The following is a 20614-nucleotide window of genomic DNA, read 5'->3' on the forward strand; positions in this document are numbered from 1 at the left end:
CCCTGATCGGTGGTGAAGGTGATGACCATTACTACTTCTTTGCCAACAGTGGGCAGGATGTGATTGATAACACCGGTGGTGGTAACGACTGGGTGTTCTTCAATGATGTGGGGCGTGATCGCATCAGCTATCACCGCGATGGTGATGATCTGGTGATGTTGGTCGATAACGATCTGCAGCAGAAACTCACCGTGACCGGACACTTTACTGGTGGTGATCTGGCGATTAGCTATATCCAACCGGGTGATGGTGGCTATGCGATCCCAGCATCCCGCATTGAAAGCCTGCTGACTGAGTTACCTGCAGGTGGTGATACGGGGACTGGCGATGGTGATACCAGCGGTGGTACCGACAATGGCGGTGATACCGGCACTGACAATGGTACTGGTGATACAGGCTCAGGTGAGACCGATAACGGTGGCAATGACAACGGTTCAGATGATGTGATTGATCCCAGTCGCTATGACACCGAAGTGGTGGGTACGGCACAGGGTGAACAGCTGGTTGGCCGTAACAACCGCAACCTGATCCGTGGTCTAGCCGGTGATGATACGTTGTTTGGTATGGGCGGTGATGACATCCTGTTGGGTGGCGACGGTGACGACTTTATCCAGGGCGGTAATGGTCGGATGAATGGGGATGATGGTAACGATACCCTGATCGGCGGTGCCGGTAACGATGTGCTGGCCGGCTTTGCCGGTAACGATACCTTAAAAGGTGGCGTGGGTGATGATCACTACTATTACCATGCCCAAGGTGGTCAGGACATCATCGATAACACCGGGGGCGGTACTGACTGGGTGTTCTTTATCGATATTGACCGTGAGCGAATCAGCTATCACCGCAATGGTGACGATCTGGTGATGTTGGTGGATAACGACCTGCAGCAAAAACTGACTGTGACTGGACACTTTACCGGTGGTGATAAAGCCATCAGTTACATCCAACCCGGTGATGGTGGCTATGCCATTCCCTCATCTCGGCTAGAAGGTATGCTGACAGCATTGCCAGCAGGTGGTGCATCTGTTGCCGCAGCGGATGTCCAGCCTGCCAGTAATATTGATGGTTTAATTAATGCCATGGCGAGTATGACTGATGGAGGCGCTGGTGATGTTACAACAACGGTTGTGTCCAATCGTGATTTAATGGTGAACCTGACTACTCCTGTTTAATATTTAATAAAATTAGAAAGTTAATAAATACACTTAATTTTACTTTACTTCAGCCCCAGTATTATCTGGGGCTTTTTTAAAAGAATTGTGAATTAAAAATCATCTAATAATTTAACTCTTTCTAGTAGCGAATTGCAGAATGTTATATATGTTTCTTTTGTTTGTTCATACTGTTTACAGGAGCCTTTGAGTGTTCCAAGGTGATCTCTCTCTAGGGTATTATGGAATGGAACCTTCCACATTGGAAGATGATAGTATTGGGCCATTGCTGGAAAAGTATTATGGGTATGCATAATCGAAATACCACCTATTGGGGTGTCTACCTGTTTTTCAGAGAGATGATTTCTTAATTCTTCTTTAATATTTTCTTTTATTGTGGCAGGTATTTTTTTTGCGTAATTGTAGTGTGCTACAGCAAGGTGCCATTCAGTTTTGTTGGCATACTTTTTAGCATTATATATTGTATAGCCAAGGAATGAGACAAAGTTGTTTGGAAATAAGTGCCTTTTACCTGTTGATATTAGTTGGTATATCGTATCAAATTCATTTTTCCATGAAGACAATGATCTACCAATATTTTTGATTCCATATAAAGAAAACAAGTCTGGGGAGGCAGGCACAAAAAAACCATCAACAGTAGAAATTATTACTTTATTTAATGATCCAAGACTTGGAGAGGTATCAATAATCACATAGTCGTATGAGTAAAGAAAACTGTACTTTTCGGTAAGCTCGCGGATTTTTGTAACTGTTCGTAGTGCCAAAGGGTCTCCTCTATAGAGGCCTGCCCAACGCTCAGCAATTTTTTCTTCAAAAAGGTGTAATGTTAACCTTCCTGCAATTAAATCGAGAGATTCAGATAATTTGATAGGTGGGGGTAATGAACTGGGCTCTCCAGTACCTTCTTCCGTTGGCTTTAATAAAAAGTGAAGGCTTCTAGGTTCAGACATCATTTTTTGATATTCAATTTCATTTATAGAATGTTTGGCTGATTCATAACCTTCGTCTATAAACTGATCCTCTTTTTCCCAGATTGAATGTATTGTTTCTTGGTCCAGTGAATAAATTGTTAGATTACACTGAGGATCTGCATCAATCATAAGGACTTTATATCCAAGTTCAGATAGAGCAAAACCGAGGTGAAAAGATAGTGTGGTTTTTCCTACACCACCTTTATTGTTAAACAGTGAAATAGATTTCATTTGTTGTTTATCCTTTACTTTACTCTTTAGCTTTAATAGTAGCTGATACTCATGATGTAGGTTCTAGAGTAGGATCTTCTTGTAGTTTTTATTCTGTTGTTATTTAATAGTCATCCCCTGTTTATCTCTTTGTCATTGTAGAAACTCATGATGGGCTCACACAAAGGTATGCCCGCCAAAGAGGGTATAAAGAATAATAATGGGGGATCAATGAGTTTATTTAATTACTTTACTTATATTAAAAAAATCAGGTGGTGTGTTAGTCAGTTTGCGTATTTAAGTTTGATAATCGCGCTTGCGGGAAAGGTGTATGGGGTAGATAGTATTTTAGCTGATCATAAACTAAAAGTACCTCCGAAAATACCCAAAGTATTATTATTAGGTATTGATGGTTTAAAGCCATCAGCGATTCCTCGTGTTAATACACCTGTGTTGGATAAATTAATTGCTGATGGGTTTATTAGCCCTATGTTAGCAGAGGACACTACATGGAGTGGTCCTTGTTGGGCGACTATACTTTATGGAGTATGGCGAGACCGACATGGTATTTATGATAACAGTTTTACCGGGTCTAAATTACAGTCTATTCCTGACCTTTTTACCCATATTGAAACCGCTAAGCCTGTATTGCACACTGCAAGATTAACCTCTTGGACAGGTATTCGTTATAACATGCCCACAGCGGCAGATGAGGATTTATATTGGTATTACCAAGAACATCAGGATACTGAAACGGTTAATAAAGCAAAAGACATTTTAAGTACGACTGATATTGATGTCTTATTTGTGTATTTTTCAATGGTGGATGTCAAAGGGCATAATCATGGGTTTAGTGCAGATAAGCCTGAATACCGTCAATCTATTGAAAAAGTAGACCGGCAAATCGGTGAGTTATTAACGCGAATTCAACAACGTCCTAAGTTTGCTGATGAGGACTGGTTAATTTTGTCGGTACCTGATCATGGAGGAACCATCGATGGCCAACATGGTAAAAACCGTCCTGAGCATAGGAAGGCTTGGTTATTAGCCAGTGGCCATGCAGTACATCATTTGCGTAAAGGGATGAATATTCCGCCATCACCCGTTGATATTGTACCCACTATTTTGGACCACTTGGGGATTGATTATGCTCCAGGTTCATTGGATGGGCATTCTTTGCTAGAGGCTTTTCCAAGCTATCCTGTAAAGTTAAATAAAAATACGCTAAAAAATGGTGATGCAGAATATGATCGTGGTAGTGTCCAACCATTTTATTTGGCTAATTATGATAATCAGGTTACTGGTTGGTTAAAAGGAGGAAAGGCGGTAACGCGTGGTTATACCGAAGTTAACCAAATTCCTTTGAAATATGTAAAAAAAGGTGAACAAAGGCAGAATGCCTATCTGTTTACCTCATTAACCAAAGAGCCTACAACATTAGCACAGCATATCGATTTACAAGGACTAACAACTCAACAGAGTAAGCCGCTCAAGGTAGCTTTGGCCGCTGATATGTGGGGAAGGACTGCGGATAAAAACTTAAGCATCAAATTATTTTTTAATGATGCTAAAGGGTTTGCGGCATTAAGGAAAAATGATCAGTATGCTTATTTTTTTCGAGGTGATGAGTATTACCAGTTTGACTTTAATAAGGATCAAGTTGATGACGGTTATCCTGCGGATATTGCCAGTAGCTGGCCTGGGCTAGATCAATTTAAAGGTGGTGCAAGGAATATTGATGCAGCTGTTAATTGGGGAAATGGTAAAGCCTATTTTTTTAAGGGTGATGAATATATTCGTTATGATTTAAAAAAAGATCAGGCTGATAGCGGCTATCCATTAAAAATAAAAGACCACTGGTCAGGGTTAGACACATTCTCAGGAGGTGCTAATGCTATTGATGCTGCGATTAACTGGGGGAATGGTATCACTTACTTTTTTAAAGGAGATGAATACATTCGTTTTAATATGACATCAGATCGAGCCGCTAAGGGCTACCCTATGTTTATTTCTAACTGGACATGGTCTGGTTTACAAGTTTGGCCTGATCGGATTGATGCAGCGGTAAGACGTAATAGTATTAAGTCGTACTTATTTAAGGGAGGTTATTATCTGAGATTTGACCATGTTTTAAATAAGACAGATGATGGATTTCCTAAAGCTATCAGTGAGCATTCATGGTCTGGTTTGGAGCAGTGGTATCAGTCAAAACACAATACAGAACTTACTTTGAATTCATACCAAAGCATTGCTCAGCGTTTTCTAACACATACAGTGTTGCCAAGTAACGTTGAGGGTATTGATGTCCATGTCAATTTTTCGGGTCAGCAGCAGTATGTGGATAACCTTAGTTTGATTCTACGAAACTAGTATAATTGTACCCATAGCGAAGGGTATATTTAACAATGAATAGCAGTCAGTACAACGAAGTAAAACCAAGTAACCATTCTTCCTTAGCGGCTAGAGGCTATTTTGATGTTGCCCTGCTGCCTGATGAGCGTTCATTGCTGCCAAGTCAACGGCAATTTTTGTATCTGCTGGGGTATGAGCTAGCTGATCAGGTAGTTTGGATCAAAAACAGCAGTGAAGCAGAACATTACTCCCAAATAAGCTCTCAAGCCAATTCTCAAGTTAAATCTCAAAATCGAACTGTAGGGCTTGTTTGTTTAAACCCTGAGCATGTGCAATGGGCGTCTAACAACCGAGTAGTTGTAATTCCATTTTTATCTCAACGCATTCCGGCTTATCCATTCTGGTCTGAGTCTCAGCAGCCGTTATTAAGAACATCCAAAGCACATCGTGTTTTGCCCCGTATTTTAGTGCTGGGGCCTGAGTCGTCGGGTAAATCAACGCTGGTTGATTACTTAGAGAACACTATTGGCAGTCAGGTTAAACTCTCTATCGTCCCTGAATATATTCGAGATTACTATGATATGTTGGGCCATATAGCACTGGATTATGAGCAGGTGGCGGTCTCTGGTTTGGTTCAATATGCCCTGGAGAAAGTATTTGCTTCGCTTCAGGCTTCTGGGCTACTTATTGTTGATACTAACTGTGCCACAACTTGTTTTTGGAGTCAGATTCTTTATGGGCAGTATCCTGAGTGGTTATGGCAGTATGCGTTGGGTCAAAACTATACACTGTGCTGTGTACTAAGGCCGGATTTGCCTTGGCAACCGGACCCACAGCGCTGTCAGCCAGAACAATCTGATAGAGAACACTTCTTTAGCCAGTGCCTGGATTATGCTCAGCAAATAAGCCGTAAAGTCCTGGTTTTAGAGGGGCAGGGAGAGACTCGCTACACCTCGCTTATGAGAGAAATCACCCAGTTGATTAGCGTTGAACGCACATCTTGATAGGGAAAAGGTTTATAAACAGTGCTGCATTGAGTAGAATCCGTTCTCATTTATGCCCTTAGCTTTGGGTCAGTGATGGTTTGATTTCCAGTAAAATGGCAGCCTGTTTATGTTAAATAATGATGCTCTGCAACAGCTCAAGCAGCTCAAGCAGCAATTAAAATCCCAAAAAGAAGTTTTCAGCGCTACAGTAAAAGACTCTGGCGCAAAGTCTGGTCAGGTGATTTTGGACGATGGCCGCCAGATATTTCTTCCTCAAGAAGAAATGCAGAAAGTATTTCCTCATGACCGTATAAAAGTGACGCTGTGTGTTGATAGCAAAGGACAAGACTTTGCTGAAGTCGAAGAGCTGATTGACTCATCGCTAAGTGAGTTTACTGGACAAATTATTGGTCGCGGTAAAGCCGTTTTCGTTGAGCCTGATGTTGGTCGTTTATCTCGCTGGATCTTTATTCCTCCTCACCAGTTATCGGGTGCAAAAGCGGGAGATTTCGTTCGTTGCCGAATTACCCAGCACCCGATTAAATCAGGTAAACCTAAGGCTGAGGTCATCAGCATTATTGGTCACCCAGATCAGCCTTATATTGAACATAACTACATTATTGATAAGCATAAACTCGACTTAGCGTGGCCTGAGTCAGTGCAAGCTGAAGTCGACGCCATAGAAGCACAAGCTCAAGAAGCGATTGCCAGTGCAAATCGTAAGGACATGACCAATTTGTCCTGGTTGACGATTGATGCTGAGTCAACTCAGGATATGGATGATGCTCTGTATGCGGAAGCCTTGACTGATGGTGGTTGGTTGTTGAGAGTGGCGATTGCTGACCCTGCTTTTTGGATAAAGCCAGACTCTGCACTGGATGTTGAAGCACGTAAGCGCAGTACCTCTGTTTACCTCCCTAAGCAAACCATCCCGATGTTGCCTGAGTCCCTTTCTCATAACTGGTGCTCACTTGTTCCTGGTGAGGCGCGGTTGGCACTTGTATGTGAGTTAAAAGTAAGTGAGCAGGGTGAAGTTGTTTCCAGCGAGCTTTACCAGGCAAAAGTACGCTCTCAAGCTAAGCTGTCTTATGATGCCGTGAGTGACTACTTAGACGGTGTTGAAGACAATAGTGTGGCGACTGAGAACCCAGAACTATTGCCTGTAATTGACTGCTTGCAACAAGTTCAGGGAGCATTGAACGCTTATCGTGAGCAACATGCTGTGTGTTTTGAGAACCGTCCAGACTATTACTTTGAGTTGGATGAGCAGGGTAAAATTGCGGCAATTCATCGCCAGCATAGAAGCACGGCAAACCGGCTTGTTGAAGCCTGTATGATTGCAGCAAACTGTGCAGCAGCAGACTTCCTCGCGCAAAAAGCACCTAAAGCTATTTATATTTCTCACAGTGGGGTAAGAAGCGACCGCTTGGAGGATGTCAAAAAGTTAGTGGCTGAGTTATTACCTGAGTTTGATACAGAGGCTTTAAACAAGCCAGAAGGATATCGCCAGTTAATTCATAGCTTGAATAATAAGTCAGTTGATGTGCCTTTACGCACCATTGTTAGCCGGCAGTTGGAGCGTAGTTTATTTTCCTTAGAGCCAGGCTTTCACAGTGGAATGGGTTTTGAGCGTTATACAACGTTTACTTCCCCTATTCGCAAGTATAATGACTTGGTGTTGCATCGTATTATTATTGCGCTGTTAGATGAGCAGCCTGTACCTGAAGTTGCTACGGGTTTACTGGATGAGCTACAAGCAGGACAGCAAAAAGCCCGCTTTTCAGCTAACGAAGTAGAGCAGTGGCTGAAGTGTCAGTTTATGGAAGATAAAGTAGAGCAGACATTTACTGCAACTGTCGTGCAGGTTAATCCGTTTGGGGTATTGGCGCGACTGGATGATTTTGGTATCGACGGATTTGTGGACTTACGTCGTAAAGATCCGAAGTTTGCATATGATCCTTTGTACCAGCAGACGAGCAATGGTGAACAGCAATTTATGTTGGACCAGTCTATAGAAGTTAAGGTGTCTTCTGTGGATATGAAGCGCCGTAACTTGAAGTTGACACTTGTTGCTTCATGATTTGTTTAAAGTGATGGGGTACAGATGTGCTCAAAAAAAAGCCAGCGTCATTGCTGGCTTTTTTTGTGGGTGCCCATATGTGATCTGGTTCTTAAATTATCTTGGGCAGAGAAAATCGTTAACTGTAAAGTTCGAGTGCTTTTTTGCTTAAAGTTGGCCGCCCTTTCTTGATTTTTATTGAAGTTGGAAGCTCACCATTCCAGTAAGGCATAATGTTATCGATGATATTTTCTAGCGTCATTGGCCAAGGTGTTTCAAGGGTTTCACATGGGCAGAATATAGCCTCCAACGCATCAAATAAAGCGCTTGGAGAGGTGTTACAGTCATTTAAGTCTAACTCTTCTGTTAGCTTTAGTTTGCAAAGTTCTTGACTGTAAAAGTGTTTGACGGTTTGAAATACTATTTCTCTTACAAAGGCTCGGTTATCAGTATGATAAACTGGCAGTATTTCCCGGCAGATATTCATAACGGGCTCCTCTGCGCGACAATCACCTTTTTGGCTGAGCATATCAACCAATGTTTTTTGTTGTAAAACAATTTATCTAAGGCGCTCGATTTTATGTGACATCTGTAGTGAAATTCAATGTGAAAAACTGCATTATTCTTTTCATTATACGACCTGGCATAGAGGCTAAGAATAAAACCAACCCTTTATGCTTAACAAGCTTACTCTAGAGAAACATTTCCACTCTGTTTGAATTACACAAATAGGCTCATTTTACACTTGGTGGCTTTAGCCTAATTTATCCCTGCGTTTACTTGCCTCTTTGGTAAATGGCAGCATAAATCATGCCTATCCAGCTTGAATAATATGACCAAGTGAGCAAATACTAATTAAATATGCTGAAGCTTGTTGTCAGACAAAACTGAACATTAATCTATGCGGGAACTTGCAAATAAGCCTACTTAAATTTATGGCATGTTTGTATTGCAGGATTATGTTGCTTTGACTGAGCCTTGGGGTGGGGCGGCAAAGTGTTCCACCGTGTAGTGGTAGGCTTTAAGTGTATCGGACCAATAATCAAAGGGCAGGCCTGCTTTCTCTTTTAAGTGCTGTAGAAAAGTTTGCCGGTCTGGGAGCTGTTGCCAAACTTGAGGCAAAAATGTTGCCCGGCGGCCATTGTCTTCGATGGTTAGACCATCAATCATAGGCCTGAGCTGTCTAAGCAGGTCATCTTCAGAGATAAATTGCATGGGTTGTTGGAGGGATAGCACCGAAATTTCAATGGTCAACAGTGGCAGTTCCGCAGAGCTGATATTTACAAAACGGAAATCATGGAAAGCACTGGCATAGGCATTATGTGCAACTTCAATCACCAACGGGCGAGAGGGGGTTAATGAACCGATACAACCGCGCAGCTGGCGTTGTCGCAGTAAAGTCACAAATGCGCTACGTACAGCTTGAAGAGGTTCAGGATAGTGGGCTTCATCAACCGGCATTTCATGGTGGTGCTGCAAGCCATACTCAATGCTCTGAAAAGCAAGATTGAGCAATAATTCTTGATGGTTGGGACTAATGGAGGACATAAGCACCATATCCTACAACTGCATCTGTTGAGCCTGCAGTATCTCCAGAGTTTCGCAAATCAACAGAAGTGGCAGTCAAGTGGTGTTGCTCTGCACATAACAGTGCGCCATTGAGGGGGAAACAGCCACAAGCCTGTTCACCATTAAGGTTATGGTCGAGCTTAAGAATTTTATGGGTAGTCTCAGAGTCGAGCTGCTTTGCAGTCATATAGTCGTGGTAATGACTTAAGTCAGAGCTGATCACAAATAGCGTTTCAGCCCCTCCCCAAAGCGTATTGATCACACTGGCAACCTGATCGGCACTGGCTAAACCCACGACAATAGGAACCAATGTGAACTGGTTCAGTGTCAGTTGTAAAAAGGGTAACTGGACTTCAAGGGAATGCTCATAGCGATGAGCCTGGTCAGTGGTGATGACTCCTGCGCAGGTGGAAATTAACTCAACAGCTTTTTGGTCAATTGGAATAACACCTAGTGGGGTTCTGAAGGCATCGCTTGCAGATAAGGCCAATCCTTGGAATGCAAAACGATGTGAAGGGCCTAGTAAAATAATGCGCTGATAGATATCGGCAAAAGGTTTTAACCGTTGATAAGCTGATGCAGCAATTGGCCCTGAGTATATATAACCAGCATGAGGGACAATAATCATTTTAGGTGGGGATGACTCAGTCTTACCTGCTGAGGCTTCAGCGAGCATTTCGTGAATACTACGCTGTAGCTGCTCTGCTTGCGCAGGGTAGAACATTCCCGCCACAGCAGGCTCTCGGATAGACATGGCACCCTCCTCGGCTGGCGGTCAACTCGTTTGCTTCGATATCGATTGGGTTAGGCATAATACAAAATGATTGATGACGTAACCAAACCATATAGTGCTACGAGTATATACTTATAACTATAGACAGCATTATAGCCTCGCTAGTTTGCGTTTGGATTAAATCCAGGGGAGGTGGATGATGGCTGAGTCACCCTCATCGGTAACTCAGAATACGGTTACTACCAAATATTGGCATGAACTGGAAGATGGACGTATTCAGTGTGATCTTTGCCCCCGACACTGTCACGTAAGAGAAGGGCAGCGAGGGTTATGTTTTGTTAGAGCTTGTGAAGACCACCAAATAAAGCTGGTCAGTTATGGCCGCTCTAGTGGTTTTTGTATTGACCCTATAGAGAAAAAACCACTCAATCACTTTTTACCTGGTACACCCGTTTTATCATTTGGCACAGCAGGTTGTAATTTAGCCTGTAAGTTTTGCCAAAACTGGGATATGAGTAAATCTCGTGAGATGGATACGCTGGCAGACAGTGCATCACCTCACCAGCTTGCTCAGGCTGCGAAGCGTTTGGGTTGTCGTAGTATTGCTTATACCTACAATGATCCTGTCATCTTTATGGAGTATGCACTGGATGTAGCGGCTGCATGTAAGGAGGAAGGAATACACTCTGTTGCCGTTACAGCAGGGTATATTTGTCCTGAACCCCGTGTTCCTTTTTTTGCAGCCATGGATGCGGCAAATGTCGACTTAAAAGGCTTTACCGAGCGATTCTATAAAAAGATTTGTGGTGGGGCATTAGCCCCTGTACTGGAAACGCTTGAGTATCTTTACCATGAAACAGACGTGTGGTTTGAAATTACCACACTATTAATTCCCGATGAAAATGATAGTGACGCAGAATTGCAAGAAATGACGCAATGGGTCGTTGAGCATTTAGGCCCTGAAGTACCTATGCACTTCACAGCTTTCCATCCTGACTGGAAAATGTTGGATAAACCTAGAACACCGGCTGCAACCCTTACTCGTGCCAGAAGCATTGCGATGCAAAATGGCGTACGTTATGCCTACACTGGGAATGTGCATGACTTACCAGGGAGCAGCACTTACTGTCATCAGTGTGGCGAGTGTTTAATAGAACGGGACTGGTATCAACTGGGTGAGTGGCGGCTTGATGCTGCAGGTCATTGTTTAGGCTGCGGTACTGCTCTTCCTGGCAGGTTTGAGGCGCAGCCTGGTTATTGGGGGGCTATGCGCCAACCCGTTCGCCTAAAAGCAAGCTAAGCCTGTAAATTTTCGTAAGAAGTGAATTATTACAGGCTAACTGCGAATAACAATTAAAGGTCATGCATTCGAAGCATTGATAATACAAAGCGTTTTTTACGCTGTTTTTCTTGGTCTAATAAATTTTCAAGGGCATCTCTTGCAGCTGATGATTTACAGTGACTGGCTAATTGCTCGTAAAGGCTGATTAGTCGATCATCTAACTCAAGTGCAATACGCATCACTTGTTCTTCACTTAAGTCGGGTGAGGGGGGCTGCTCTAGTTTAAGGAGTAGCGGGTCGTCCTGAATATCCTGAAACCAGGCATTTAGTACACCATAGGGAGCATCTTTTTCGTATTGTAACAACTCGTTGCTGATATGATTTTCATGCTCAGCCAGGTAGTCGAGAATCAACTTTACGCGCTGCTGTAAGACAGTATCACTCAGTTGAGTATAGTATTCACTCATTTGCTGGTGTGCATTGATAAGATAATCGAGCACATCTTTTAATTGTTTAAACCGCATAGTAATTAACTCCACATCAATCCCTGAGTCTATTTTAGCGTTGACGCTATTGGGTAATTTAATAGGTTTTCGTGAAGTTTTTCCCGTTATATACCCTTCCCGAATCATTTTTAAGGTTTGTTGTCGGCGCTCTTGAACACTAAAGATAGTGTGAATGCAGTTTATGCAGGAGCATTTAACTGCCTCCCCAGTCACTTATTCATATAAGCTCATGGAGCTTCATCGCTTGATGGCCGTCCTTAAAAACCCTTCGCTTGGGTATAGCTCAATTCATTGTCACATTGCATTGAGTCGTGAACATTCTTCAATGCCTCTTGTAACTATAGTGCAAAACATCGCGTGCTTGTTGCTGTCATAAGGGATTTTCGCTAGGGTGCTGACTCCTGAAAAAGAGCAGGATTGATCATCTAGCAGTTAAAACATGGCGTTACAGCAGAGAAAGTCTCGTCGTGTTTTTATTAAGAGGAGTCGTTGATGAGGCTGTGGCACTGGCTGGCATTTATAAGTAGTGTGTCAGTAGGACCGTTGTGGGTAGGGCAGTTAAACGCTGCTATGGCTGAGGAGGCTACTAGCACTGCAGAGCAAAATGCAATTCAGCGTGAGTCAACACAACAGGATGCTTGGAAAAGTCCAACTAATTCACAGTGGATTCGCTATGCACAGGTATCACCAGATGGAAAGACCATTGCTTTTAGTGCTTATGGAGATATTTATACCGTAGGGATTGAAGGTGGTGTCGCCCAGCCTCTGACGGTCACAAATAGTTATGAATTTCATCCTGTTTGGTCAGCTGACAGTCAAACGCTTGCCTTTGCATCTGATCGTGCAGGTAACTTTGATATTTATGTGATGCCGGTAAAAGGTGGCTCTGCAAAACGACTTACTTTTCACAGTGCTGATGATATTCCTACTGATTTTATACAAAATGGTAAAGCCATTTTATTTAATTCTGCCCGACTAGATCATCCTGACAGTGCGCAGTACCCCAGTACCCGTTTTCCAGAGCTTTATCAAATAAGTGCTGAGGGAGGGTTGCCTAAACAATTACTGACGGTACCCGCACTCGAAGCACGGTTGGATAAAGCTGAAAAACGAATGTTGTATGTTGATAAAAAGAGTGTAGAAAATCCATGGCGTAAGCATCAGCGCTCTGCTGCAACTCGAGATATATGGCTATTATCAGGAGATACTCAGCAGCAACTGACACAGTTTGACGGAAATGATATTTCGCCAATATGGAGTATTGATCAGCAAAGCATGTTTTATCTGAGTGAAGGAAGTGGCTCATTTAATGTTTGGCGAAAGTCATTTGATGATTCAGCTCCCCAGCAAGTTACATTTCATAAGACACATCCTGTCCGCTTTTTATCGCAGGATAATTCAGGCAACCTTGTTTACACATGGCATGGACAGCTTTTTCGCTTAGTAGAGGGAGAGCCGTCGCCTCAAGCGGTTGATGTTCAGTTTCGAAGTGATCGAGGGAACAGTTCATTTCAGCAGGGGATTGATCATGTGACTGAGTATGCACCATCGCCCAATGGCCGAGAAGTAGCCTATATTATGCGGGGCGATGTTTATGTTGCGGCACTGGATTACTCTACGATAAAGCGTATTACTGAAACACCTGAAGAAGAACAAGGATTGAGCTTTTCGCCTGATGGCAAAAGCTTAGTTTATGCCAGTGAGCGCGAAGGAAGCTGGAATATTTACCAAGTTACAAAACAACGTAGCAATGAATCATTCTTTTTTAGTAGTACAGTTTTAAAAGAAAAAGCAATTTTAGCCACTAAAGATGATTTAATGCAGCCGGCTTTTTCGCCTGATGGAAAATATCTTGCGCTGTTGTGCAACCGTAATGAAGTAAAGCTCTATCATTTTGAAACCAAAAAATTACGGACGATATTGGCTCCGGATTTTGCTTATTCTTACGAAGATGGTGACATGTGGTTTCAATGGTCTCCTGATAGTCAGTGGCTTGCATATCATTATGATGATGCACGCTGGATGAAAGAAGTGGGGCTCATTAAAGCAGATGGTAAACAACCACCGATTAATTTAAGCCTCTCTGGTTATGCTGATAGTTACCCAACCTGGGCTATGCAGGGTAATGCCGTCATTTGGGAAACAGCAAAGTATGGTCGCCGTAACCATGGCAGCTGGGGAGCTGATATGGATATGATGGCGGTTTTCTTGAATCAGCAGACGTTAAATGAATTTGCCAAATCAGATGAAGACCGAGAGTTAGCCTTACAGGAGTCAGAAACTGAAGCAGAAAATGAAAATGCGGATGAGCAATCAAAAGAAAAAAATAATGAGGACGAGCAGCAATTAAAAAAAATTCATGTTGAAAGAGATGGGTTGGATACCCGAATTCGACGTTTGACATTGCACTCATCTGAATTGGCAGGAGGCTATTTGACCAATGACGGGGGAAAACTGTTTTACTTGAGTCGTTTTGAAGATGGCTTTGATTTATGGGTGCATGAATTTGAAAATGACAGTACCTATAAATTTATTGACCTTAATGCACATGATGTTGCATTTACAGTATTAGCCGATGAAACAGTGGCGATAGGATTATTAGATGGTCGATTATTTCAAATCGATTTAATCAACGGACAACTGACTCCAATAGAAACGTTTGTTGATATTAAAACTCAGCCACAAGCAGAATATCAGTATTTGTTTGAGCATATCTGGCGGTTAATGAAAACCAAATTTTACCGTAAAGATATGCATGGTGTGGACTGGGATTTTTATTACCAAGCTTATCAGTCAAAGTTGACAAGTATCCATAATGGACAAGATTTTAGTGAGCTTGTCAGTGAAATGTTAGGAGAGCTGAATGCTTCTCATACCGGCAGTAGTTATCGAAGCCCGCAGCAAGGTGAACAAACAGGTTCGCTGGGCGTGTATTGGGAATGGGATGAGTCAGCGCAAGGTTTACGCATAAAAGATGTTTTACCTAATAATCCCTTTGTCTTAGCAGATAAGCCCATTCAGGTCGATGATTTGATCATTGCTATCAATGGTCAAATGTTAACAGCAAGCCAAAACCCTTATCAGCTGCTGAACCAGCAAGTGGGAAAACGGGTTTTAATAGAGTGGCGGCCTGCAGCAAATGATAAAAAATACAATCGCAGGTCGAAACCATCACCTAAGACCCAACAGCATGTGGTTAGACCGATGTCCCTTGCGGATGAAGTGTATTTAGCTTATCAGCGTTGGGTAACGCGGCAGCGTGAGATGGTGGAAAAGCATTCAGCTGGGCAAATAGGATATATCCATATCTTGCGTATGAATGATGCTAGTTTTCGTGAAACCTATGCGGAGATACTAGGACGTCAGCAATCACGAAAAGCGATGGTGATTGATACTCGTTATAATTTAGGAGGCTGGCTACATGATGATCTTGCGATGCTATTTTCTGGGCAGCGTTACTTGGAGTTTGTGCCACGTGGCAGAGTGGTAGGCTCAGATGCTCATCGTCGTTGGCAAAAGCCGTCAATTGTGGTCATGAATGAAGCAAATTACTCCGACGCACATATCTTTCCTTATGTATATAAAGAGCTAGGTCTAGGCAAACTGGTTGGGAGACCTGTACCAGGAACAGGAACGGCTGTGTGGTGGAAAACGCTTTATACCGAAGACATTACGTTTGGTATACCTCAGGTTGGTGTGAGAGGTATAGATGGACAGCTATTGGAAAATCAGGAGTTACGTCCAGATTACCCAGTGGCAAATACCCCTGATCAACTTGTTAAAGGGATTGATCAGCAGCTGTTAAAAGCGGTGGATGTTTTACTAGAGGGTACCTCAAAGAGTAGAGGTGATTTTAAAGCTACTAAGCAGTAGCGGTATTTGTAGATATTATAAACAGGGAATGGTTCTTTAATTATTTGTTAATTGATTCGTTATATTTTGTGAAGAGAGTAGTATGCTCTCTTCACAACCCCTCCAAAATAGTTATTTCCATGTCTATACCCTTCACGAATGATTTCTAGGTTTTGTTATTTTCACTCCTCACCCCAATCACCTATTAATATAGGCTCATGGGGCTTCGTTACTCGATGGCCGCACCTAAAAACCATTCGTATTGGGTATATCTGACCCATTTTGGTTGCTTTTGTAATGGCTTGCTTCAAAAAAAAATAGAGAATTGCTTCTATAAAATAAGCGTTTTTGATTTCAGTTCTCAATGATTAATTAGGACACTTCAAACAAATTAAAAGACACTATACCGCTACTGAAATAAATTGCTTATTATTTACCCATACATAACTGGTACTAAATAAAAATTAAATCCAGTTATCTTTTTTTATTTTAATTACAGCAAATCTTATATATACCAAATCAAGGGTATACCCAAAGAAGAGGATAAACAGACTCTTCAATTGTTGTTTTGCTGTATACATAGAGTCGTTCATAGTTGGATCGTAGGAAATTGAAGCAGGTATTAAGCATGGATATTCGCGGAATTACATCACAGTCAGTCTCTGTTCCATCTGAAGTCCTTTCTGTTTTGGGTGAATGGTGTGAGAGTGTACAGCAGCAACGTAAGCAGATTTTGGTATGTGATATACCTCAAGCAAAAGTTTTCATGATGCAAGAGACATATGCGCTTTTATCTAGAGTATTAGTGGATAAGGAAGTAGCATCTAGGGATGTTGAATCATTAAAATACATTGCGCTTGACCATTGTAAAGGTAATCCGGAACAAGCGGATGCCAAAACCCGTCAGGTTATGCACTGGTTAAATAGCCGCCACTAAAAAAGTAGCGGCATGTCACTTGCTGTATCTGTGATACTTTTTTTAGCACCATTATTGTGTTGTTTTGCTGTGCTAGGATTAATTGATCACAGTCTTATCTTGGAACTGCTTGCGAATAAAATTCAAATCACCATTGCTACTTGTCTAGCTTTGGTGATAATGATGATTTTATTCTCAAAAGCGCCATTTGCTTACTCAGCCTATGCCTATCGAGGAATCTATACAGGGATTCCCGGTCTAGGATTGATGTTTATGGTACTACCTGGTATGGGCAATTATATAGCGCCAAGAGAGCGTGCCATCCCTGCTGGATGCTGGTCATTACTTGGCCTCCTTATGATGTGTGCTCCGTTAGTGTTGCTTTTTTCAACAAGTCGTTAAAGATAGATTAGTCATCATTTACTCAATAATTGATACATTACTTACACCACTGCTTCTTCTTTCCTTTCTGGCACAACTTGCTGTGTATTTGTTTTGGGCATAGGTTCGTGTGTTTGGTTTTGGGTTTCTTGGCGGTGTGTTGCTATATATGGTGGTGTTTGTTGAGGTTCTTCTTTATAAACAAATGCACGACGTGCGTTATGGAACGTTTGGCTGTTAAAGCACTGCCACATTTGGCTTAGTTCTTCTGCTTCGTAAACTGCAAGTGGTTTATCACTTTCATCTGATTCTCTACGCTGTTGTTTCTGCTGTAGTTCGTGCTGCCAGTACTTGGCTTCTGATAGCTTCAGGCAAAAGTTATGAACTTGTTGCCAAAATAAATCTGAGCGTTCAGAAAGTACGGCATCAAATAATCCTAAGGCAAAACCACGCTGTGTTCCTACAGGGAGACATGCTTCAGTTAAATGATGTGCACATTCTTCACCAACGCGCTTTGGTAGCACATAGGTCCAATACTCAGAACCATAGAGTTCCATAGGTTTGTAATAGGGGGTGATAATGATGCCTTGTCTGGCAACAACATAGTCGCAGGCAAAAGCCATGACTGCCCCGCCCGCTCCAGCATTACAGTTAAGCGCTGCAACAGTTAACTTATCTGTCGTGGTTATGATCGCTTCCGTGACTTGATTGATCGCTTTAATATTTTGCCAAGCTTCATGGGATGGGTTGATAGCCGCTTCAATGGTATTTAGGTGAATACCATTGCTCCAAAAATCTATGCCACCTTTAAGAACAATTACCTGTGTTGGACGCTGGCACGCTGCTTTATAAGCGTTTAATAAGCGTAAGCACTGTGTTGTTGAAAATGCGCCATTATGAAAATCAAATGTTAAATAGCCAATATTATCCTGCTCATAATAACTAATTTCTTGCCAGGTATTGAGGTTAGGCGCTGGGAGCGTTTCTTGGGGGATATCTGGTACTGAGAGAAGCTGTTGGTCAAGCCACTGAGTAGCAGGTAGTTTATAAAAAGATTGGTTATCATGTGGTGCAGGCTTTAAGTGAGTTATCCATAACGCTGCATCTCTTGTAGCTCGACAAATGGCTCCATGGCGTGTGGCAATAATATCACCTGGCGTATCACCTTTAAGGGTACGCTCGACATGAGCCCCATAAAGATAAAAGAGCTGTCCCTGAATTTCATCAAGAACTCCTGGACAACTATCACCTGCATATAATTTGCGTAGAAGGGTTTCAGTGTCATCAACCAGCCAGTTTAAGTGGCGATGAGGCTGTCGCATAAGAGGGTGCCATTCACCTTGTTTGACTGAAGATAAATTATATTTTTTAGGGGCAGAGCCATGCTGTTGGTAGGTAACTAGTGCATTATGAATTAGGTGGCTGGCTGTGTTGGTAACTTCTCGACGGTAAAGTGAAGCTTTACAGGTTTTTCGAGCAGGAAACAGTTCATACCCCCAAATAGCGCCAGCGTCAAACTCAGCATTAGCTTCAATTAGGGTGACTCCCCACTGTGGCTGCTGCTTAATAATAGCCCAGTCGAGTGAGGAGGGACCACGGTCACCTGGAATACCGGGATGTATTATCCAGCATAAGTAATTTTGCCAGATAACATCAGGGATTCGTTGTTTCAAAAAAGGACAGATGATTAATTCAGGGTGGAAAAGCTTAACCGCATCCAACATGTGTCGTCTGCTTAAAGCAAGCTCTAAGCTGACCTCATGGCCTGATGTCAATAACTCTTCAAAAATACGTTGGGTAAGTCCGTTAAAAGCAGTGGCAAACAGTAAAATACGCATGACCTATTAATTCCATTTAATCTTTACCCATTAAGGTGAACTTATTGACATACCTTACTCTGGGTATAAGAGCATAGTATTAGTGGTATCAATGAAAACACCTCAGTTTTTGTATATCTAGTAAAAAGCCTGGGATTATAGGTATCAAGAGTAAATGTAAGTATGATATGGAGCAATGAAAAAACAACTGTCACCATTTTTCATACTGAAATAGTATTTAGCCTCATTTTTTTTAAAAAAGATAAATAGAATTTGGGCCACGCTTAATAAACAATAATAATGTTACGATGTACAGACGACTACTTTAACTCAATACTATCTCGGTAGCTTGGGACACAGCACTTCCATCCCAGCTGGTCTTTGACTTTAAGTCGTAAACTATCTGCGGCAGCAGGTTCTCCATGAGTAATAAATGTACATTTTGGTGGGGATTTTATCATTTTTAACCACGTCAAAATGTCCTTATAGTCACCATGAGCAGAAAAGTTATCCAAGTGGTGTATTTCTGCTTTGACAGGGTAGTATTTTCCATGAATTTTGACTTGGTCTACACCATTAATCATCGACTCACCTCGGGTGCCAGGTGCTTGAAAACCAACAAATACAATACTGTTACGATAGTTTCCACAAATCGCTTTTAGATGGTGTAAGACTCGCCCTCCACTTGCCATACCGCTTGCAGAAATAATAACACACGGAAACTGACGCGTATTGAGATCTATAGATTCAGCTACAGTTTTAACATAGTGAGTATATTGATCAATTCGATTGCAATCTGTAGCAGTCAACTTCAGCTCATGGTGAAAACGTTGATAGATTTCTGTTGCTGAAATGGCCATGGGACTATTTAAAAAAACCGGGATTTTATTAATTCTATTTTTTTCAATAAGCTCTGCAACCAGGTGTAGAATTAATTGGGCACGGCCAACTGCAAATGCAGGAATGAGCACTATCCCGCCACGGTTGGTTGTCTTTGTTATAATTTTTTGTAAAACATCAAGTGCATCAATGGGATCGTGAAGCCGGTCGCCATAAGTAGACTCAGTTACTAAATAGTCAGTTGTATTGATAGGCTCAGGATCATACATCATTAAGTCTTGATAGCGGCCAAGATCTCCCGTAAAAGTGAGGGTTGTATTGGTTGAAGCTGATGTTAGCTGAACGGCACTTGCACCTAATATATGACCGGTTGGACTAAAACTTAATTGCAAGTCGCCAGGCAGTGCAAGTGGTGAATGGTAAGCGCAAGAACGAAACTGTTTTAGGCTGTGTTCTGCATCTTTTTCAGTATAAAGTGGAAGTGCGGGTTTATGTTTAGAAAAACTATATTTGTTGGCAAAGCGAGCATCTTCTTCTTGAAGAAAACCTGCATCAGGCAGCAGAATTTTACAAAGTTCATGAGTTCCTTCAGTACAAAAAACTGGGCCTGTAAAACCATTTTTAACCAAAGCCGGTAAATAGCCCGAGTGATCAATGTGAGCGTGAGTCAAGATAACGGCATTTAATTTAGAAACAGATATAGGAGGTACGATCCAGTTGCGTTCACGAAGGTATTTAACACCTTGGTATAAGCCACAGTCGATCAGGTAGGTTTGTTGATTGTGCTCAAGTAAGTATTTGCTGCCAGTAACTGTATTCGTAGCACCCAAAAAAGTTAATTTCACAAGGTTGCCTCAAATGCGTAATGCAGTTTTGTTTAGCTTTTATGAACTGTTTTTAGTCTATACCCTGTTTGTTGTTTATATCCAGTAATTTAAACTAGACTTTACATTTTTATTTGCAAAAAC

At 42.0% G+C, this 20614-nt stretch carries 15 protein-coding genes; 8 read left to right on the forward strand and 7 right to left on the reverse strand.

All coding sequences use genetic code 11. The features are described from left to right. Nucleotides 1–1172 (forward strand): calcium-binding protein (locus F607_RS35780; RefSeq protein ID WP_420864434.1); only part of this gene is annotated, 1172 nt, incomplete at its 5' end. Nucleotides 1173–1264: 92 nt separating this feature from the next. Here the strand turns inward: F607_RS35780 and F607_RS0110610 are convergent. Further along, entirely contained in the window at nucleotides 1265–2374 is a 1110-nt protein-coding gene (locus F607_RS0110610; RefSeq protein ID WP_027708072.1) for a ParA family protein, read from the reverse strand. Between the two features lie 147 nt (nucleotides 2375–2521). Here F607_RS0110610 and F607_RS0110615 point away from each other — a divergent pair, with 147 nt between their 5' ends. The 3 genes from F607_RS0110615 (at nucleotide 2522) to F607_RS0110625 (ending at nucleotide 7771) form a co-directional block, all read left to right on the forward strand. Beyond that, the gene (locus F607_RS0110615; protein ID WP_084611198.1) at nucleotides 2522–4723 is read left to right on the forward strand and encodes a hemopexin repeat-containing protein; all 2202 of its coding nucleotides are present in this window, start codon (nucleotides 2522–2524) and stop codon (nucleotides 4721–4723) included. A 35-nt stretch (nucleotides 4724–4758) separates the two neighbouring features. Then, a complete protein-coding gene (locus tag F607_RS32755) occupies nucleotides 4759–5709 on the forward strand; it encodes an AAA family ATPase (RefSeq protein ID WP_051311299.1) in 951 nt (316 codons plus the stop codon). Between the two features lie 109 nt (nucleotides 5710–5818). Continuing rightward, on the forward strand, nucleotides 5819–7771 hold the full coding sequence (locus F607_RS0110625; protein ID WP_027708074.1) for a ribonuclease R family protein: 1953 nt from the start codon (nucleotides 5819–5821) through the stop codon (nucleotides 7769–7771). Between the two features lie 118 nt (nucleotides 7772–7889). Here the strand turns inward: F607_RS0110625 and F607_RS0110630 are convergent, their stop codons facing one another. The 3 genes from F607_RS0110630 to amrB form a co-directional block, all read right to left on the reverse strand. Next, nucleotides 7890–8237, reverse strand: a complete 348-nt coding sequence (locus tag F607_RS0110630; protein WP_038290995.1) for a hypothetical protein — start codon at nucleotides 8235–8237, stop codon at nucleotides 7890–7892. A gap of 470 nt (nucleotides 8238–8707) precedes the next feature. Continuing rightward, a complete protein-coding gene (gene amrA, locus F607_RS29165) occupies nucleotides 8708–9298 on the reverse strand; it encodes an AmmeMemoRadiSam system protein A (RefSeq protein WP_211233626.1) in 591 nt (196 codons plus the stop codon). After that, nucleotides 9285–10073, reverse strand: a complete 789-nt coding sequence (gene amrB, locus F607_RS0110640) for an AmmeMemoRadiSam system protein B (protein ID WP_027708076.1) — start codon at nucleotides 10071–10073, stop codon at nucleotides 9285–9287. Before amrB ends, amrA begins: the two co-directional genes overlap by 14 nt. Before the next feature lie 175 nt (nucleotides 10074–10248). Here amrB and amrS point away from each other — a divergent pair, with 175 nt between their 5' ends. Beyond that, entirely contained in the window at nucleotides 10249–11352 is a 1104-nt protein-coding gene (gene amrS / locus F607_RS0110645; RefSeq protein ID WP_027708077.1) for an AmmeMemoRadiSam system radical SAM enzyme, read from the forward strand. A gap of 53 nt (nucleotides 11353–11405) precedes the next feature. On the opposite strand, the gene F607_RS0110650 is transcribed toward amrS, so the two are convergent. Next, entirely contained in the window at nucleotides 11406–11858 is a 453-nt protein-coding gene (locus F607_RS0110650) for a ferritin family protein (protein ID WP_157365423.1), read from the reverse strand. Nucleotides 11859–12332: 474 nt separating this feature from the next. On the opposite strand from F607_RS0110650, the gene F607_RS29170 reads away from it, so the two are divergent. From F607_RS29170 to F607_RS0110665, 3 genes are all read left to right on the forward strand, one after another. After that, the gene (locus tag F607_RS29170) at nucleotides 12333–15713 is read left to right on the forward strand and encodes a S41 family peptidase (protein WP_051311303.1); all 3381 of its coding nucleotides are present in this window, start codon (nucleotides 12333–12335) and stop codon (nucleotides 15711–15713) included. 607 nt (nucleotides 15714–16320) lie between these two features. Then, the gene (locus tag F607_RS0110660) at nucleotides 16321–16629 is read left to right on the forward strand and encodes a hypothetical protein (RefSeq protein ID WP_027708079.1); all 309 of its coding nucleotides are present in this window, start codon (nucleotides 16321–16323) and stop codon (nucleotides 16627–16629) included. A gap of 12 nt (nucleotides 16630–16641) precedes the next feature. Further along, complete coding sequence (locus F607_RS0110665; RefSeq protein WP_027708080.1) at nucleotides 16642–17010, forward strand: hypothetical protein; 369 nt, start codon at nucleotides 16642–16644, stop codon at nucleotides 17008–17010. Nucleotides 17011–17051: 41 nt separating this feature from the next. Here the strand turns inward: F607_RS0110665 and F607_RS29175 are convergent, their stop codons facing one another. Next, nucleotides 17052–18827: a hydrogenase maturation protein gene (locus tag F607_RS29175; RefSeq protein ID WP_051311305.1), complete on the reverse strand. Its 1776-nt coding sequence runs from the start codon at nucleotides 18825–18827 to the stop codon at nucleotides 17052–17054. Nucleotides 18828–19126: 299 nt separating this feature from the next. Further along, entirely contained in the window at nucleotides 19127–20491 is a 1365-nt protein-coding gene (locus F607_RS0110675; protein WP_027708081.1) for an MBL fold metallo-hydrolase RNA specificity domain-containing protein, read from the reverse strand. Between the last annotated feature and the right edge of the window lie 123 nt (nucleotides 20492–20614).

It is taken from the genome of Zooshikella ganghwensis DSM 15267 (genome assembly GCF_000428585.1).
Classification (GTDB): domain Bacteria; phylum Pseudomonadota; class Gammaproteobacteria; order Pseudomonadales; family Zooshikellaceae; genus Zooshikella; species Zooshikella ganghwensis.

Excerpts from the sequence above, each read along its gene's own strand:
- F607_RS32755 (WP_051311299.1), top strand. The coding sequence starts at position 4,759 with ATGAATAGCAGTCAGTACAACGAAGTAAAACCAAGTAACCATTCTTCC.
- F607_RS29175 (WP_051311305.1), bottom strand. The coding sequence starts at position 18,827 with ATGCGTATTTTACTGTTTGCCACTGCTTTTAACGGACTTACCCAACGT.
- F607_RS0110650 (WP_157365423.1), bottom strand. The coding sequence starts at position 11,858 with ATGCGGTTTAAACAATTAAAAGATGTGCTCGATTATCTTATCAATGCA.
- F607_RS0110615 (WP_084611198.1), top strand. The coding sequence starts at position 2,522 with ATGATGGGCTCACACAAAGGTATGCCCGCCAAAGAGGGTATAAAGAAT.
- amrS (WP_027708077.1), top strand. The coding sequence starts at position 10,249 with ATGATGGCTGAGTCACCCTCATCGGTAACTCAGAATACGGTTACTACC.
- F607_RS0110625 (WP_027708074.1), top strand. The coding sequence starts at position 5,819 with ATGTTAAATAATGATGCTCTGCAACAGCTCAAGCAGCTCAAGCAGCAA.
- F607_RS0110610 (WP_027708072.1), bottom strand. The coding sequence starts at position 2,374 with ATGAAATCTATTTCACTGTTTAACAATAAAGGTGGTGTAGGAAAAACC.
- amrA (WP_211233626.1), bottom strand. The coding sequence starts at position 9,298 with ATGTCCTCCATTAGTCCCAACCATCAAGAATTATTGCTCAATCTTGCT.
- F607_RS0110660 (WP_027708079.1), top strand. The coding sequence starts at position 16,321 with ATGGATATTCGCGGAATTACATCACAGTCAGTCTCTGTTCCATCTGAA.
- amrB (WP_027708076.1), bottom strand. The coding sequence starts at position 10,073 with ATGTCTATCCGAGAGCCTGCTGTGGCGGGAATGTTCTACCCTGCGCAA.
- F607_RS29170 (WP_051311303.1), top strand. The coding sequence starts at position 12,333 with ATGAGGCTGTGGCACTGGCTGGCATTTATAAGTAGTGTGTCAGTAGGA.
- F607_RS0110630 (WP_038290995.1), bottom strand. The coding sequence starts at position 8,237 with ATGAATATCTGCCGGGAAATACTGCCAGTTTATCATACTGATAACCGA.
- F607_RS0110665 (WP_027708080.1), top strand. The coding sequence starts at position 16,642 with ATGTCACTTGCTGTATCTGTGATACTTTTTTTAGCACCATTATTGTGT.